Here is a 14,348-nt window from a genome sequence, read left to right on the forward strand (position 1 = left end):
TAGTGGTGCGGCGGCGGGTCAGCGGATACGGCCCGCCGTCAGCACCACCTGTGCCAGCTCCCGGTGACAGATGTCGCTGTGGGCGCCCGCCGGGGTCCCGCCGCGCCTGACCACCGCCGCCGCGTCGACGTTCACGCACCCGCTCACCGGCAGCTTCGCCGGTTTGACGGCGTCGGTGATCGTCAGCTTGACGGTGCCCGGCACAGCCTGGACGCCGTCGTGGCCCATCGCACCCCACTTGGGGCCCAGCACGGCCGCGAGGACCCCCTGGCTGTCGCCCGCCATCCGCGAGGCCAGCGGATAGAACCTGCTGAGCGCTCCGTCGTGCCGGGAGTAGCAGCACACCAGAGGACCGTCGATACGGCTCTGCCGGCCCCGCAACGCGCCCCCGGCCCGCGCGTCGTGCGGCAGCTCGGCCGCGAACGCGTAGTGCGAGAAGGCCCCTTGGAGCAGCGTCACGGACTTGACCGTGCGCACCTCCTTCGGCAGCCCGCGCAACGCGAACGACACCAGCCGCGCGCCGAAACTGTGCCCGACGAGATGCACCCGCACCCCGGGCGCCGCCTCGGCGAGCCGCCCGAGCACCGCCCCGAGCCCGCGCTCACCGACGGTTCCGGCCCGCCGCTTCATCGCGTAGTACGTCGCCTGCCGCAGCAACTCCTGCGCACCGTCCCACGGATTGGGCAGCGCGAACCGGGCGCCACCGCCCGGGGACGCGCAGTCGGCCAGCTCCTCGGCGAACTCGTCGCACACCGACGCCGCCGACCGGGAGAACATCTCGGGCTCGCTCTCCGGCTCGCCGTCCGTGAGGAGGTCCGCCGCGAACCCCGACTGCGGCTCCTCGGGCCCTACCTCGACGAGCAGTCGCACCAGCCGACCGAACTCCTCCAACGCCGCGTCGACGTCCGGCCGTTGATCCAGCAACCCGGCGATCTGCTCGACGACCGTGGCCCGCCCCGGGAAGGCGTTGAGGAGCGCGTGCCGGGTGCCCTTGTCGAGCCCCGGCCGGCCGGCCGGCACCGGTGCGGCGGCGGTCAGGGAGTGCTCGAAGTCGGGGATCGGCTCGTCCGTGAAGCGCATCGACGGCCACACCACGCCCACATAGCCGATCCGGGCCGTCGCGGGCGCGAGCGCGGGGATCGGTGCGAAGAACCGGCTGTAGAGCCGGGTCGCGAGGGAACGGTCGTTGTTCCAGCCGTGGGCGAAGACGATGAGGTCACGCACCTGGAGGGGGTTCACCTCCGCGAGCAGCCGGTCCCGTCGCCGGCCGTCGGCGTCACCGTCGGCGTCGAAGGTCAGCTCCCAGTAGGGAGAAACACTCATTTCCGGATCAGCCATGACGATCCCCGTCCCCCGGAGCGGCTCGATGTGGGGCGTATCGTCCTGCCAACAGCGGGAGTTGGCCAGACGTCACGGCGCCCCTGTGGCTCACCGGTAGACGAGGTACTCCTTACGTACGCGCCGGAACGCCGCCAACTCCTCCTGCCAGCCCGCCACGACCTCGTCGGTATCGGCGCCCGCGTCGATCATCGTGCGCACCAGCGTGGAACCGGTCAGCTTGTCGATCCAGTTGTCGGAGCGCCAAGTGAAGCCGCTCCAGGCCTTCTTGGCGGTCACCAGCAACGCGACCCCGGTGCGCACCGGGTCGTACGCCGCCCGGTCGTGCACATGGATCTGTACGCCCCCGATGGTCTTCCCCTGGAACTTGGAGAACGTCGGCGCGAAGTACGCCTCCCTGAAGTGCACACCGGGCAGCCCGAGTTGCTCCGCCGCGACAGCCCACCGCCGGTCGATCCCCTCGGCGCCGAGCAGCTCGAACGGCCGCGTCGTACCGCGCCCCTCCGACAGGTTCGTCCCCTCGAAGAGACACGTCCCCGAGTACACCAGCGCGGTGTCGGGCGTCGGCATGTTCGGGCTCGGCGGCACCCAGGGCAGCCCCGACGCGTCGTAGAACTCCGACCGCTTCCACCCCGACATCAGCACGGCGTCCAGCTCCACCGGCGCCGCCAGGAACTCCTTGTTGAACAGCCGCGCCAGCTCCGCCACCGTCATCCCGTGCGCCTGCGCGATCGGCTGCCGCCCGACGAACGTCGCGAACTCCTTGTGCAGTACGGGCCCTTGGGCGGCGCGCCCGGTCACCGGGTTCGGCCGGTCCAGCACGAGGAAGGGCTTGCCCGCGAGCTGGGCGGCCTCCATGCAGTCGTACAGCGTCCAGATGTACGTGTAGAAGCGCGCGCCCACGTCCTGGATGTCGAAGACGACGGTGTCGACGCCGGAGGCGGTGAAGATGTCGGCGAGCGGCCGGCCGCTCTTGAGATACGTGTCGTAGACGGGCAACCCGGTCGCCGGGTCGTCGTAACGGCCCTCGGAGCCGCCGGCCTGCGCGGTGCCACGGAAGCCGTGCTCGGGGCCGAAGACGGCGGTCAGATTCACCCGGTCGTCCGCGTGCATGACGTCGACGATGTGCCGTACGTCCCTGGTGATGCCGGTGGGGTTGGTGACGAGGCCGACTTTCTTGCCGGTGAGGGGGGCGTAGTTTTTGGCGGCGAGGTTTTCGAAGCCGGTGCGGAGTTGTTTTGGGCGGGGTTTTGAGGGGGCTGCGGCTGTGCAGGCGGGGAGGGATGCGGCTGCTGCGGTTGTGGTGAGGAGGCCGCGTCTGGACAGGGGCATGGGGGTTCCCTCCGGTAGGCGGTACCGCTGGCATTGGCACCGTAGGGGGTGGTGTGGGTCGTTTGGAAGCTGCGGGCCGGTGGGGGCTTGTCGCGCAGTTCCCCGCGCCCCTAGGTATCTCCAGTCGCCCTTCCTTTGCTACATACCGACTGGTTAGTCTGTCCAGGTGTCGGAGCCGTGTCGTGTCAAAGGAGACCGATCGTGGGTGTCGTGCAGGGTGCCGGAGTGGTCGTCACTGGGGCGGGGGGCGGGATCGGGGCTGCCCTGGCCCGTCGGTTCGCGGCCGAAGGGGCCCGGGTCGTCGTCAATGATCTGGATGCCGGGCGAGCCGAAGCCGTCGCTTCCGAGATCGGTGGGACAGCGGTTCCGGGTGACGCCTCCGGAATCGTCGCCGAGGCCCGTGCCGCCCTCGGGGGGACCGTGGACATCTACTGTGCGAACGCCGGGCTTCCCTCGGGTGGGTCCGAGGCGGCCGAGGAGAAGGTCTGGGCGCTTGCCTGGGACGTGAACGTGATGGCGCACGTCCGGGCGAGCCAAGAGCTGCTTCCGGAGTGGCTGGAGCGCGGTAGCGGGCGTTTCGTGTCCACCGTGTCCGCTGCCGGGCTGCTCACCATGATCGGCGCGGCCCCCTACAGCGTCACCAAGCACGGTGCGTACGCCTTCGCGGAGTGGCTGTCACTGACGTACCGCCACCGTGGGCTCAAGGTGCACGCCATCTGCCCGCAGGGGGTGCGCACGGACATGCTGGCCGGGACCGGCAGTGCGGGTGACCTGGTGCTCGCGCCGACCGCGATCGAGCCCGAGGCGGTCGTGGAGGCGCTGTTCGAGGGGATCGCGGAGGACCGGTTCCTGATCCTGCCCCACCCCGAGGTCGCCGACTACTACCGGGCGCGGGCCGCCGACCCCGAACGCTGGCTGACGAACATGAACCACATCCAGCAGAAGTGGGAGGCCACCCGATGAGCGACTCCGGCTCCGGCTCCGGCTCCCAGTACGCCGCGCAGCCCTGGCTCGCCCTGCTCGACGACGCCCAGCGCGGGCCCATCAGCCCCGACGACTCCCTGGTCCACGCGATGCGCCGGACCGCCGCAGAGGCCCCGGACCGTACCCTCCTCGCCTACTTCGACGGGCGGCTCAGCCACCGTGAGGTCGACGAGCTGAGCGACTCCGTCGCCGGGTATCTCGTCACCCGGGGGCTGGAGCGCGGTGACCGGGTCGCCGTCCTGCTGCAGAACTCGCCGCACTTCGTGCTCGCCGTGCTGGGGGCCTGGAAGGCGGGCGCGACCGTCGTGCCCGTCAACCCGATGTACAAGTCGGGGGAGGTCACCCACGTCCTGCGGGACAGCGAGGTGACCGCGCTGATCTGCTCCGACCGGGCCTGGGCGTCGTACCTGAGGGAGACGGCCGCGGACTCTTCGGTGCGGATCGTGCTCACGGGATGCGAACTGGACTTCCAGACCCGCGGTGACGCGCGCGTGCTCGGGTTCGAGCGGCTGCCGCAGGCCCCGGACGCCGAGGACCTGACGGCCGTCGCCCGGTACGGACACAAGGCCCCCGCCGGCCGTGACCCCGGGCCCGCCGACATCGCGCTGATCAGCTACACCTCGGGCACCAGCGGCGCCCCCAAGGGGGCCACCAACACCCACGGCAACATCATGTACAACGCGGAACGGCAGCGGACGGGCCTCGGGCTGCCCGAGGCACCGGTCTACTTCGCGATGGCGCCGCTGTTCCACATCACCGGCCTGGTCTGTGAGCTCGGCGCGTGTCTGAACAGTGCGGGCACACTCGTGCTCGCCTACCGCTTCGAGCCGGGCGTCGTCCTGGACGCGTTCGCCGAGCACCGCCCCCACTACACGGTCGGCCCCTCGACGGCCTTCATGGCGCTGGCCGCGCACCCGGACGTCACCCCGGACCACTTCTCCTCCTTCCGGCACATCTCCTCCGGCGGCGCCCCGCTGCCGCCCGCCCTCGTGGAGAAGTTCCGGGCCGGCTTCGGTCCGTACATCCGCAACGGCTACGGCCTCACCGAGTGCACCGCCCCCTGTGCCTCCGTACCGCCCGCTCTGGAGGCCCCCGTCGACCCGGTCTCCGGGACCCTCGCCGTGGGCGTGCCGGGCCCCCAGACCGTCGTACGGATCGTCGACGACGCGGGCGCGGAGGTGCCCTTCGGGGAGCCGGGCGAGATCCTCGTACGGGGTCCGCAGGTCGTTCCCGGCTACTGGCGGCTCCCGGAGGCCACCGCGGAGACCTTCCCGGACGGGGAACTGCGTACCGGCGACATCGGGTTCATGGACGCCGAGGGCTGGCTGTACGTCGTCGACCGCAAGAAGGACATGATCAACGCGTCCGGCTTCAAGGTGTGGCCGCGTGAGGTCGAGGACGTGCTGTACACCCATCCGGCGGTGCGCGAGGCCGCCGTCGTCGGGGTGCCGGACGGGTACCGCGGGGAGACGGTGAAGGCGTACATCAGCCTGCGTCCGGGCGCCGACGAGGACCCGGACGCGCTGGCCGCGTACTGCAAGGAGAGACTGGCCGCCTACAAATACCCGCGGCAGGTGGAGATCCTGCCCGACCTGCCGAAGACGGCGACTGGAAAGATCCTCCGTCGGGAACTGCGTACCCGGCCCGGGGATTCTCAGTAGACAGCTGTTCGGCAGTTACTCGATGGAACGCTTGGAAGGCAGGTGGCGGCAGTGCCCAGGACGACGGACGGTGACGGTACGCCCGTCCCGCAGCGGCTGCTGGCCGCCGCCACCCGGCTCTTCGCGGAACAGGGGTACGACCGTACCTCCGTGCAGGAGATCGTCGAGTCGGCCGGCGTCACCAAGGGGGCGCTGTACCACTACTTCGGGTCCAAGGACGATCTGCTGCATGAGGTGTACGCGCGTGTGCTGCGTGTTCAGCAGGAGCGGCTGGACGCGTTCGCGAACGCGGACGCGCCGGTCGAGGAGCGGCTGAGACGGGCGGCGGCCGATGTCGTCGTCACGACCATCGAGAACCTCGACGACGCGATGATCTTCTTCCGTTCGATGCACCATCTGAGCCCCGAGAAGAACAAGCAGGTACGTGCGGAACGGCGCCGGTACCACGAGCGTTTCCGGGCGCTGATCGAGGAGGGCCAGGAGGCGGGCGTCTTCTCCCGGGCGACCCCGGCGGACCTGGTGGTCGACTACCACTTCGGCTCCGTCCACCACCTGTCGACCTGGTACAGCCCGGAGGGCCCGATGACCCCGAAGGAGGTCGCGGAGCAGCTGGCGGACCTGCTGCTGCGCGCGCTGCGGCCGTAAGGGGTTTCCTCGCCCCCGCCGCCCCTACCCGTCCCATCCTCGGGGGCGCTGCCCCCGAACCCCCGCTCCTCAAACTCCCCCAGAGGGGGGACCCCCAAGGGGCTGGTTGTTCAGCCCGTCCGGCGTTTGAGGACGAGGCCCGTTCAGGGCCGACAGCGGGGGTCTGGGGGCGGCAGCCCCCAGGGATGGGAACGGGTAGGGGCGGCGGGGGCGAAACCCTTACGCGTACTTCTTCAGCTCGCGTCGGGCCAGGGACCGCTGGTGGACCTCGTCCGGCCCGTCCGCCAGCTTCAGCGTCCGCGCGCTCGCCCACAGCTCCGCCAGGGGGAAGTCCTGGCTCACCCCACCCGCCCCGTGCAGCTGAATCGCCTTGTCGATGATGTCGACCACCGCACGCGGCGTGGCGATCTTGATCGCCTGGATCTCCGCGTGGGCCCCCTTGTTGCCCACGGTGTCCATCATCCAGGCCGTCTTCAGCACCAGCAGCCGCAGCTGCTCCACCGTTACCCGCGCGTCCGCGATCCAGTTGTGGACCACACCCTGCTGGGCCAGCGCCTTGCCGAAGGCCTCCCGGGAGACGGCCCGGCGGCACATCAGCTCGATCGCTCGTTCCGCCATGCCGATCAGCCGCATGCAGTGGTGGATGCGGCCGGGGCCCAGCCGGGCCTGCGCGATGGCGAAGCCGCTGCCCTCCTCGCCGATCAGGTTCGCCGCGGGCACCCGTGCCTCGTCGAAGAGCACTTCGGCGTGGCCGCCGTGGGAGTGGTCCTCGTAACCGAAGACCTGCATCGCCCGCTTGACCGTGACGCCGGGGGTGTCCCGGGGGACGAGGATCATCGACTGCTGGCGGCGGATGTCGGCGCCGTCGGGGTCGGTCTTGCCCATCACGATGAAGATCCGGCAGTCGGGGTTCATCGCCCCGGAGATGTACCACTTGCGGCCCGTGATGACGTAGTCGTCGCCGTCCCGCCGGATCCGCGTCTCGATGTTCGTCGCGTCGGACGAGGCCACGTCCGGCTCGGTCATCGCGAACGCCGAGCGGATCTCGCCCGCGAGGAGCGGCTCCAGCCACTGCTTCTTCTGCTGCTCGTCGCCGAACTGCGCCAGCACCTCCATGTTGCCGGTGTCCGGCGCCGCGCAGTTCAGTGCCGTGGGCGCCAACTGCGGGGAACGGCCGGTGATTTCGGCGAGGGGGGCGTACTGGAGGTTCGTCAGGCCGGCGCCGTGCCGGGTGTCGGGGAGGAAGAGGTTCCACAGGCCCTGGCTGCGCGCCTCGGCCTTCAACTCCTCGACCACGGCCGGGGTGTCCCACGGCGAGGCCAGCCGCTCGCGCTGCTCGTGGGCGGTCTGCTCGGCCGGATAGACGTACTCGTCCATGAAGGCGAGGAGCTTGGCGCGCAGCTCCTCGGTGCGCGCGTCGAACGCGAAGTCCATGACGGATCAGCCTTCCTGGAGACCTGGGAGACCTGAGTGAAGTGTGGTCAGGCCGTGTTCGATGAATACGGGGACCAGGTCGCCGATGCGGTCGAAACCCGCGCCGACCGTCTGGCCCAGCGTGTAGCGGTAGTGGATGCCCTCCAGGATCACGGCGAGCTTGAACCAGGCGAACGCCGTGTACCAGGCGACGTCCGAGACGTCCCGCCCCGAGCGCGCCGCGTACCGCTCGATCAGCTCGGCCGGGGCCGGGTGTCCGGGGGCGCCGGCGGTCGTGGAGACGGGGGAGTCGGGCATGCCCAGCGGCATGCTGTACATCACCAGCAGGCCCAGGTCGGTGAGCGGGTCGCCGAGCGTCGACATCTCCCAGTCGAGGATCGCCGTGATCCTGTCCGCGCCGCCCTCGCCCCCTTCGCTCTCCTCGCGCTTGATCAGGACGTTGTCCAAGCGGTAGTCACCGTGGACGATCGACGGGGCCGGGGAGTGGGGCAGGGATCGACCGAGTGCCGCGTGCAGCTCGTCGATGCCCGCCAGGTCGCGGTTGCGGGAGGCGTCCAACTGCTTGCCCCAGCGCCGCAGTTGCCGGTCGAGGAAGCCCTCGGGCCGGCCGAAGTCCGCGAGGCCCACCTCGGCCGGGTCCACCGCGTGCAGTTCGACCAGTGTGTCCACCAGCGACAGGACGATGTCGCGGGTGCGCGCCGGGCCGAGCGGGGCGAGCTGGTCGGCTGTACGGTACGGCGTGCCCGGCACGAACTCCATGACGTAGAACGGCGCCCCGGGCGCCGCCCCGTTCTCCGGGTCCTCGCACAGCAGCACGGGACGCGGTACCGGCACGGCGGTCGGATGCAGGGCGCTGATGACCCGGTGCTCGCGCCGCATGTCGTGCGCGGTGGCCAGGACGTGGCCCAGCGGGGGCCGCCGTACGACCCATCGGGTGGTGCCGTCCGTGACCGCGTAGGTGAGGTTCGACCGTCCGCCCTCGATCAGCCGGCCGGTGAGGGGGCCGTGCACGAGTCCGGGGCGTTCGCTGTCGAGCAGGGCGCGCAGCCGGTCGAGATCGAGACCTGGCAGGTCGTCCGGGGGCATCATTGCTCCTACGCGTGGGAAACAGGACGTGCTTCATGATGCCGACCGGTCGGTATGTCGTCCAGTGGGTGGACGAAAAGTGACCGGCGTCTCGCTTCCCGTGTGCGGGAGGAGACGCCGGCAGGGTAGGGCGGGGGAGAGATGCGCGTGGCCGGAAACCGTCAGTGATCGTCCCAGTGGTCCTGGTGCGCCGCGTGACGGTGGCCGTCGTGGAGGTAGTCGATGTGGTCGCCGTGCTGGACCGTGGGGTGCCCGCAGCCGTCTCCGTGCGCGTGGTGGTGGGCGTCGTGCGCGACGTGTCCGCCGGGCTCGCACTCGTCCCAGTGGCCGCTGTGCGCGCGGTGCAGATGACCGTCGTGCGCGTAGTCGACGTGGTCGCCGTGCGGCACCTCGGTGTGGCCGCAGTCGGGGCCGTGGACGTGCTCGTGGGTCGGGTGTTCGCGGTGCAGGGTGGGGGTGGTCATGGTGCTCACCTTCGGACGTTCGACGGTACGGAAGTGCGGAAGCGCGGGGGTGGTGACGCCGGACAGGCTGTCACGCAATCCATATATATCCGGCCATTCGCCTTGCGTGGCGTCCGGGTAGCCCGGAGGGCCGAACTTTGGGAAACCCGAGGGCCGGGCGTGTGGAAGCCATTACCTCCGCCAGGCCCCCGGCCGGGGGGTCAGAGGACGAGCGCGGCTCCGCACGCCGCCAGGGCGACCGCGCACAGGGTCGCGGCGGCGGCGTGCCGGGCGGCGAGCGCCGGTGGACCGTCGTCGCCCGCTGTGCTGAGCGTCCGGATACGCCGGTGGGCCACGGCGAGAAAGCACAGCCACAGCAGGCAGCACACCGCGCAGACCACGATCCCGCCCGCCGAGGGCCCGCCGTGCAGCGCGGTCTTCCCGGCGAGCACGGCGGCGACGGTGCTCGACAGCGTCGTACGCCGCCAGGCCAGCCGTGTCCGCTCCGGTTGCAGCCCGGGGTCCCGTACTCCGGCCTCGCCCGTCCTTCCCTCGCTCGCCGTTCCCTCGTTCACCCTTCGCCCCGGACGAGGACGACGACCACCATGGCGACCGCGACCACGGCGACGCCGAGACTCAGCAGCGCCGGGAATCGGGACACCGGCAGGTCCTCGCCCCGGCGCATCGCCCGCTCGCACCGCACCCAGTGGTTGACGGCCCGCAGCGAGCACAGCACGCCCGCCGCGAGGAGTCCGAGCGCCAGCCCCACGCGCCACGCCCACTGCAGGTCGGGCAGGAACTGGTCCACGGCGAATCCGCCGCCGATCAGCGCGAGCGCGGTACGCAGCCAGGCCAGGAAGGTGCGTTCGTTGGCCAGGGAGAAGCGGTAGTCCGGGGTGTGGCCCTCCTGCTCAATCTCCTGGGGGACGAACCACAGGCGGACGTTCCGCATGAAATCGATCACGTGGACGACCTTACGGGCTGCGGGTCCTACAGGCTGTCAGGGGACAGGTGGGCCTTGAGACGCTCGTACGCGGCCAGGCCGTCCGGGACCCACTCCCACTCGCCCAGCCGCCGTTCCACCTCGTCCTCCGTGAGGAAGCTGTGCCAGGCGACCTCCTCCACCTGGGGGTGGACGGGCAGCTCGCAGCGGACCTCGTACACCGCCGACCACCAGCTCTGGCCGGCTCCGTTGTCGTAGAGGAACGTGAAGAGGGGCTCGGGGCGGGGCAGGCCCGTGACGCCGAGTTCCTCCTCGGCCTCCCTCAGGGCCGCGCTGTCGTACGACTCGCCGGCGCCCACGACTCCGCCGACGAACATGTCGTACAGGGAGGGGAAGACCAGCTTGGTGGGGGTGCGGCGGTGGACGAAGATCCGGCCCTCGGCGTCCCTGGCCCGGATGAAGACGCAGCGGTGGCGCAGACCGCGGGCGTACGCCTCACCTCGCGGGGCCTGGCCGACGACCTCGTCGTTCTCGTCGACGATGTCGAGGATCTCGTCAGCGGGATCAGCGGGATCAGCGGGATCAGCGGGATCAGCGGGATCAGCGGGAGTGCTCTGGCCGGAGTGAGTGCTCATGCCTGCCATCCAAGACCATCGCCGCCTTCGCGCCGCCGCTCGGCATCGCCGGGTGCAGGCCCAGGAGGACGATGCCCACGACCACCGCCGCGAGGCCCGCCGCCTCCCACGCGAGCGCCCCGGTGTCGGTGCGCAGCCGGTCCCCGAGGAAGCCGACGCCGCAGATGATGCCGGCCATGGGCTGGGCCGCGGTGAGGGCGGGCAGGGACATGCGCAGGGGAGCCGTTTCGAAGGCGCTCTGGACCAGGATCAGGCCGGTGAGGCCGAGCAGGAGCACGCCGTACGGCTGCCAGCCGGTGAGCAGATGGGTCAGGCCGCCCTCCGAGAAGCGCTGGCCGCTGACTCTGGTCAGGGCGTCCTGGACGCCGTAGAGGAGGCCCGCGGCCAGGGCCAGCAGGACCGGGCCCGAGCTGAGGCGGGAGCGCTTGGCGTACGTCGTGAGGAGCAGGGCGAGGCCCAGCATGACGCCGATGATCAGCCAGTGGCGGAAGGGGTCCGTGGGGGCCGTGCCGCCGCGCGGTTCGCCGGCCACGATGAACGCCGTCACCCCGCCGGCGAGGAGCAGGAGGCCGGCCCAGCCCTGGCGGCCCAGCGGCTGCCGTGTCTGTCTGCGGGAGAGGGCGAGCGCGAAGAGCAGGTTCGTCGCGAGCAGGGGTTCCACGAGGGACACCTCGCCCTGGCTCAGCGCCATCGCGCCCAGCGCCATGCCCACGACCATCAGGGCGATGCCGCCGAGCCAGCGCGGCACCCGCACCAGGTCCAGGAGCAGCCGCGGGGAGAGAAAGTCGCTCAGGGGCGCCTGCCGGGCCACGTTCTGCTGGAGCACGAATCCGAAGCCCAGGCAGCACGCGGCGCTCACGGCGAGAGTCAGAACCAGAACGGACACGCTGCGTACCTCGGTACCTCGGGGTGTGGTATAGGGCGACTGTAACGTCCCCCGCCCGGTCCTGCCCCGGGGATGTGACGGAACCGTGGAGTCGGGTGGGTCACGTCCGTGCCGTACCGTCGCCGGGTCGCGACGTAACGTCATCTTCGGGGCATGGCGGGGCGTACCGGTGCGTGTCGGTCGACAGGTCAACTGTCCTATACATGTGAGTAGTTGACACGTGTCGCACGGACGATCGGCCTTGACGTGAAGCGTTCGTGGGGGGTTTGCTGTCCGCGATCAACCGATGACAATCAAGCGGTGGCAATCGGTCGGTGGCAGTCCGTCGATGGCCATGAGCAGACCGCGTCGTGTGAGGAAGTTCCCCGCGGTGTCTCCACCTCCACCACCCCTGGGCCGGGGCCGAAGACGCGCCGCCCAGGCATTCGACGCCGCACTCGACGACGCGGAGCTCGTCGCCGCACGCGCCGCGCTGGCCCAGGGACGCTGGCAGGCGGTCCGCACACTGCTCACCACCACCGCCGACGACTGGGACCGCCGGGGGCACCGGGTCACCGTCCTCGCCCTGGAGTCCGGCACCGCCGCGTGGGCCCGCGACTGGCTCCTGGCCGAACCGGAGTCCGCCGACGCCTCCGTCCTGCTCGCCGCCGCCACCGTCCAGCGGGCCCTCGCCGGCAAGGACAAGCCGGCCCGGGCCCGCGAGGCCTGTCAGGTGGCGGCGACACGTGCTCCCGCCGACCCCACGCCCTGGCTCGGACAGCTCCTGCTGGAGCGGCACACGGGCGCCGAGGAGACCGTCGTACGGCTCTTCGACGAGGTCCGCCACCGCTATCCGGACCACCACCACGCCCACCATCTGATGGTCGCCCGGCTCGCCGAGCGGCACAGTGCCGCCGGGCAGGATCCGCTGCACGAGGTGTACGACTTCGCCAACTGGGCCGTCGAACAGGCCCCGGCCGACTCGCCGTTGGCGATGCTGCCGGTCGTCGCGCACGCCGAGCGCTACCGCGTCCTCGCGGCCGCCGGGCTGGAGTCGGCCGACCCGGCCTCCTCCGGACACTGGGTCGGGCGCCGGGCCCGCCAGGTGATGAAGGCCGCCTTCGACTGGTGGCTGGAGTGGGAGCGCGACGACCATCCGCGCCGCCTGGTCGACCTCAACTTCCTTGCCCACGCCAAGTTCTGCGAGGGCCGGGGCGCGGAGGCAGCCGCCCTGTTCCACCGGATCGGCCGGCATCCGACCCCCGACCCGTGGTCCTACCCGGACCGCGACCCGCACACCGCCTTCCGTGCCGCCCGCGACAGCGCGCTCGGCACGGTGTAACACCGGACCACCGAAATTCTCCGTACGCCCCGAAAGGACAACCCCGCGATGACGACGGGCAGTTCGAGCACGAGCAGACCCAGCGCCGACAGCAGCAGCGGCATCAGTACGTTCAAGGGGCAGGACCGCGCACTGCGCGCCGACCGCCTCGGCACCGGAGGGCTGCTGCTCTCCGTGCTCGCCGCGACAGCGCCTCTCATGGTGGTCGCGGGTGTCATGCCCACTACATTCGCGGTGATGGGCATCGTCGGCCAGCCACTCCTCTTCGTCGCCCTCGGCGTCGTCCTCGTCCTGTTCAGCGTCGGGTACGCCGAGATGAGCCGCCACGTCCACAACGCGGGCGCCTTCTACGCGTACATCTCGCGCGGCCTCGGCGGCACCGCCGGAGCGAGCGCCGCGCTGGTCGCGCTCGTCGCCTACAACGCGCTCCAGGTCGGCATCTACGGCATCTTCGGATTCGAGGTGTCCGGGCTGTTCGCCACCTACCTGGAGACCGAGATCGCCTGGTGGATACCGGCGTTGCTGGCCGCGCTGGCCGTCGGCGCGCTCGGCTGGCTGAAGATCGACGTCAACGCGCGCGTGCTCGGCGTGCTCCTCGTCATCGAGGTCGTGCTCGTCGTCATCTTCGACATCGCCGCCGTCGCCGACCCGGCGAAAGAGGGCCTGTCGCTGCACGCCTTCAACCCGGACACCCTGACCGGCGCGGGCGTCGGCACCGCCCTGTGCTTCTGCATCGCCGCCTTCCTCGGCTTCGAACAGGCCCCCGTGTACGCCGAGGAGACCAGCAAGCCGCACATCCTCGTGCCGCGCGTGATGTTCCTCGCGGTCGGCGGCGTCGCCGTCTTCTTCGCCCTCAGCAGCTGGGCGATCACCGTCGCCACCGGCCCCACCGCGGTCGTCGGGGTCGCCCAGAAGCAGAGCGCCGGACTGCTGTTCTTCCTCACCGAGGAACGGCTCGGCGGCACCTTCACCGACGTCCTGCACATCCTCTTCGTGACCGGCATGTTCGCCGCGATGCTCAGCTTCCACAACGTCGTCGCGCGGTACGCCTTCGCCATGGGCCGCGAAGGGCTGCTCCCGAGCGCCTTCGGCCGGACCACCGGTGCCAGCGGCGCCCCCGGCACCGGCTCGCTGCTCCAGACCGTGGTGTCCGTCGTGATCGTGGCCGGCTTCGCCCTGGCCGACGAGGGCCCGGTCGGCGACCCGACCACGCCCGTGCTGAAGCTGTTCACCTGGGCGGGCAACATCGGCGCCCTCGGCGTGATCCTGCTGATGGCCGCCGCCTCCCTCTCCGTCATCGTCTTCTTCGCCCGCCGCGGCGCCGCCGGCGCCCAGGCCTGGCGGCTGGCCACGGCCGCGGTCTCCGGCGTCGCGCTGCTCGGCATCGCCTTCTACACGGTCAGGGACTTCGACGTCCTGGTCGGCACGGGCCCGGACTCCTCCCTCCCCTGGCTGCTGCCCGGCATCGTCGGTGCCGCCGCGGTCCTCGGCCTGGTCCAGGGCCTGGTCCTGCGCGCCCGCAAGCCCGAGGTGCACGCGCGGATCGGGCTCGGCAACGAGGCGTTCCAGCTGGAGAAGGCGGCGGAGTCGGAATCGGAGTCGGAGCCGGTTTCCTGACCCTCGAATCCGGGGCCGCCCAC

Annotated in this window: 14 protein-coding genes; 5 read left to right on the forward strand and 9 right to left on the reverse strand. The window is 71.0% G+C overall.

The genetic code is table 11. The features are described from left to right. Positions 1-18: 18 nt before the first annotated feature. Together ACH4TV_RS18060 and ACH4TV_RS18065 are read right to left on the reverse strand one after the other, a co-directional pair. Positions 19-1,338, reverse strand: a complete 1,320-nt coding sequence (locus ACH4TV_RS18060) for a serine-threonine protein kinase (protein WP_398399106.1) — start codon at positions 1,336-1,338, stop codon at positions 19-21. Positions 1,339-1,428: 90 nt separating this feature from the next. Continuing rightward, a complete protein-coding gene (locus ACH4TV_RS18065; RefSeq protein ID WP_398399108.1) occupies positions 1,429-2,670 on the reverse strand; it encodes an exo-beta-N-acetylmuramidase NamZ domain-containing protein in 1,242 nt (413 codons plus the stop codon). Between the two features lie 198 nt (positions 2,671-2,868). Between ACH4TV_RS18065 and ACH4TV_RS18070 the strand changes: the two genes are divergently transcribed. The 3 genes from ACH4TV_RS18070 to ACH4TV_RS18080 are packed head-to-tail and all read left to right on the forward strand — an operon-like array spanning position 2,869 to position 5,960. Continuing rightward, entirely contained in the window at positions 2,869-3,633 is a 765-nt protein-coding gene (locus ACH4TV_RS18070) for an SDR family oxidoreductase (protein WP_398399758.1), read from the forward strand. Beyond that, positions 3,630-5,315: a class I adenylate-forming enzyme family protein gene (locus ACH4TV_RS18075; protein WP_398399110.1), complete on the forward strand. Its 1,686-nt coding sequence runs from the start codon at positions 3,630-3,632 to the stop codon at positions 5,313-5,315. The genes ACH4TV_RS18070 and ACH4TV_RS18075 overlap by 4 nt, the downstream gene beginning before the upstream one ends. A gap of 51 nt (positions 5,316-5,366) precedes the next feature. After that, positions 5,367-5,960 carry a TetR/AcrR family transcriptional regulator gene (locus ACH4TV_RS18080; protein ID WP_398399112.1) on the forward strand — a complete coding sequence of 198 codons (594 nt, stop codon included), beginning with the start codon at positions 5,367-5,369 and terminating at the stop codon, positions 5,958-5,960. A gap of 219 nt (positions 5,961-6,179) precedes the next feature. Here the strand turns inward: ACH4TV_RS18080 and ACH4TV_RS18085 are convergent, their stop codons facing one another. The 7 genes from ACH4TV_RS18085 to ACH4TV_RS18115 form a co-directional block, all read right to left on the reverse strand. Further along, positions 6,180-7,394: an acyl-CoA dehydrogenase family protein gene (locus ACH4TV_RS18085; RefSeq protein ID WP_398399114.1), complete on the reverse strand. Its 1,215-nt coding sequence runs from the start codon at positions 7,392-7,394 to the stop codon at positions 6,180-6,182. Between the two features lie 6 nt (positions 7,395-7,400). After that, positions 7,401-8,480: a phosphotransferase family protein gene (locus tag ACH4TV_RS18090; RefSeq protein WP_398399759.1), complete on the reverse strand. Its 1,080-nt coding sequence runs from the start codon at positions 8,478-8,480 to the stop codon at positions 7,401-7,403. Between the two features lie 161 nt (positions 8,481-8,641). Next, positions 8,642-8,944 carry a hypothetical protein gene (locus ACH4TV_RS18095; RefSeq protein ID WP_398399116.1) on the reverse strand — a complete coding sequence of 101 codons (303 nt, stop codon included), beginning with the start codon at positions 8,942-8,944 and terminating at the stop codon, positions 8,642-8,644. 200 nt (positions 8,945-9,144) lie between these two features. After that, positions 9,145-9,498 carry a DUF202 domain-containing protein gene (locus ACH4TV_RS18100; RefSeq protein ID WP_398399118.1) on the reverse strand — a complete coding sequence of 118 codons (354 nt, stop codon included), beginning with the start codon at positions 9,496-9,498 and terminating at the stop codon, positions 9,145-9,147. After that, on the reverse strand, positions 9,495-9,887 hold the full coding sequence (locus ACH4TV_RS18105; RefSeq protein WP_398399120.1) for a YidH family protein: 393 nt from the start codon (positions 9,885-9,887) through the stop codon (positions 9,495-9,497). Before ACH4TV_RS18105 ends, ACH4TV_RS18100 begins: the two co-directional genes overlap by 4 nt. 26 nt (positions 9,888-9,913) lie before the next feature. After that, a complete protein-coding gene (locus tag ACH4TV_RS18110) occupies positions 9,914-10,510 on the reverse strand; it encodes an NUDIX hydrolase (RefSeq protein ID WP_398399122.1) in 597 nt (198 codons plus the stop codon). Beyond that, positions 10,467-11,387: a DMT family transporter gene (locus ACH4TV_RS18115; RefSeq protein WP_398399124.1), complete on the reverse strand. Its 921-nt coding sequence runs from the start codon at positions 11,385-11,387 to the stop codon at positions 10,467-10,469. Before ACH4TV_RS18115 ends, ACH4TV_RS18110 begins: the two co-directional genes overlap by 44 nt. Positions 11,388-11,757: 370 nt before the next feature. Here ACH4TV_RS18115 and ACH4TV_RS18120 point away from each other — a divergent pair, with 370 nt between their 5' ends. Together ACH4TV_RS18120 and ACH4TV_RS18125 are read left to right on the forward strand one after the other, a co-directional pair. Next, positions 11,758-12,708 carry a hypothetical protein gene (locus ACH4TV_RS18120; protein WP_398399126.1) on the forward strand — a complete coding sequence of 317 codons (951 nt, stop codon included), beginning with the start codon at positions 11,758-11,760 and terminating at the stop codon, positions 12,706-12,708. A 48-nt stretch (positions 12,709-12,756) separates the two neighbouring features. Continuing rightward, complete coding sequence (locus ACH4TV_RS18125) at positions 12,757-14,325, forward strand: APC family permease (RefSeq protein ID WP_398399128.1); 1,569 nt, start codon at positions 12,757-12,759, stop codon at positions 14,323-14,325. Positions 14,326-14,348 lie beyond the last annotated feature (23 nt).

The sequence above is a fragment of the Streptomyces sp. NPDC020898 genome (assembly GCF_044333925.1).
Classification (GTDB): Bacteria; Actinomycetota; Actinomycetes; order Streptomycetales; family Streptomycetaceae; genus Streptomyces.

Bases quoted from the DNA above. Each gene is read 5' to 3' on its own strand.
- ACH4TV_RS18060 (WP_398399106.1), bottom strand. From the start codon at position 1,338: ATGGCTGATCCGGAAATGAGTGTTTCTCCCTACTGGGAGCTGACCTTC.
- ACH4TV_RS18065 (WP_398399108.1), bottom strand. From the start codon at position 2,670: ATGCCCCTGTCCAGACGCGGCCTCCTCACCACAACCGCAGCAGCCGCA.
- ACH4TV_RS18075 (WP_398399110.1), top strand. From the start codon at position 3,630: ATGAGCGACTCCGGCTCCGGCTCCGGCTCCCAGTACGCCGCGCAGCCC.
- ACH4TV_RS18085 (WP_398399114.1), bottom strand. From the start codon at position 7,394: ATGGACTTCGCGTTCGACGCGCGCACCGAGGAGCTGCGCGCCAAGCTC.
- ACH4TV_RS18090 (WP_398399759.1), bottom strand. From the start codon at position 8,480: ATGCCCCCGGACGACCTGCCAGGTCTCGATCTCGACCGGCTGCGCGCC.
- ACH4TV_RS18095 (WP_398399116.1), bottom strand. From the start codon at position 8,944: ATGACCACCCCCACCCTGCACCGCGAACACCCGACCCACGAGCACGTC.
- ACH4TV_RS18110 (WP_398399122.1), bottom strand. From the start codon at position 10,510: ATGGCAGGCATGAGCACTCACTCCGGCCAGAGCACTCCCGCTGATCCC.
- ACH4TV_RS18125 (WP_398399128.1), top strand. From the start codon at position 12,757: ATGACGACGGGCAGTTCGAGCACGAGCAGACCCAGCGCCGACAGCAGC.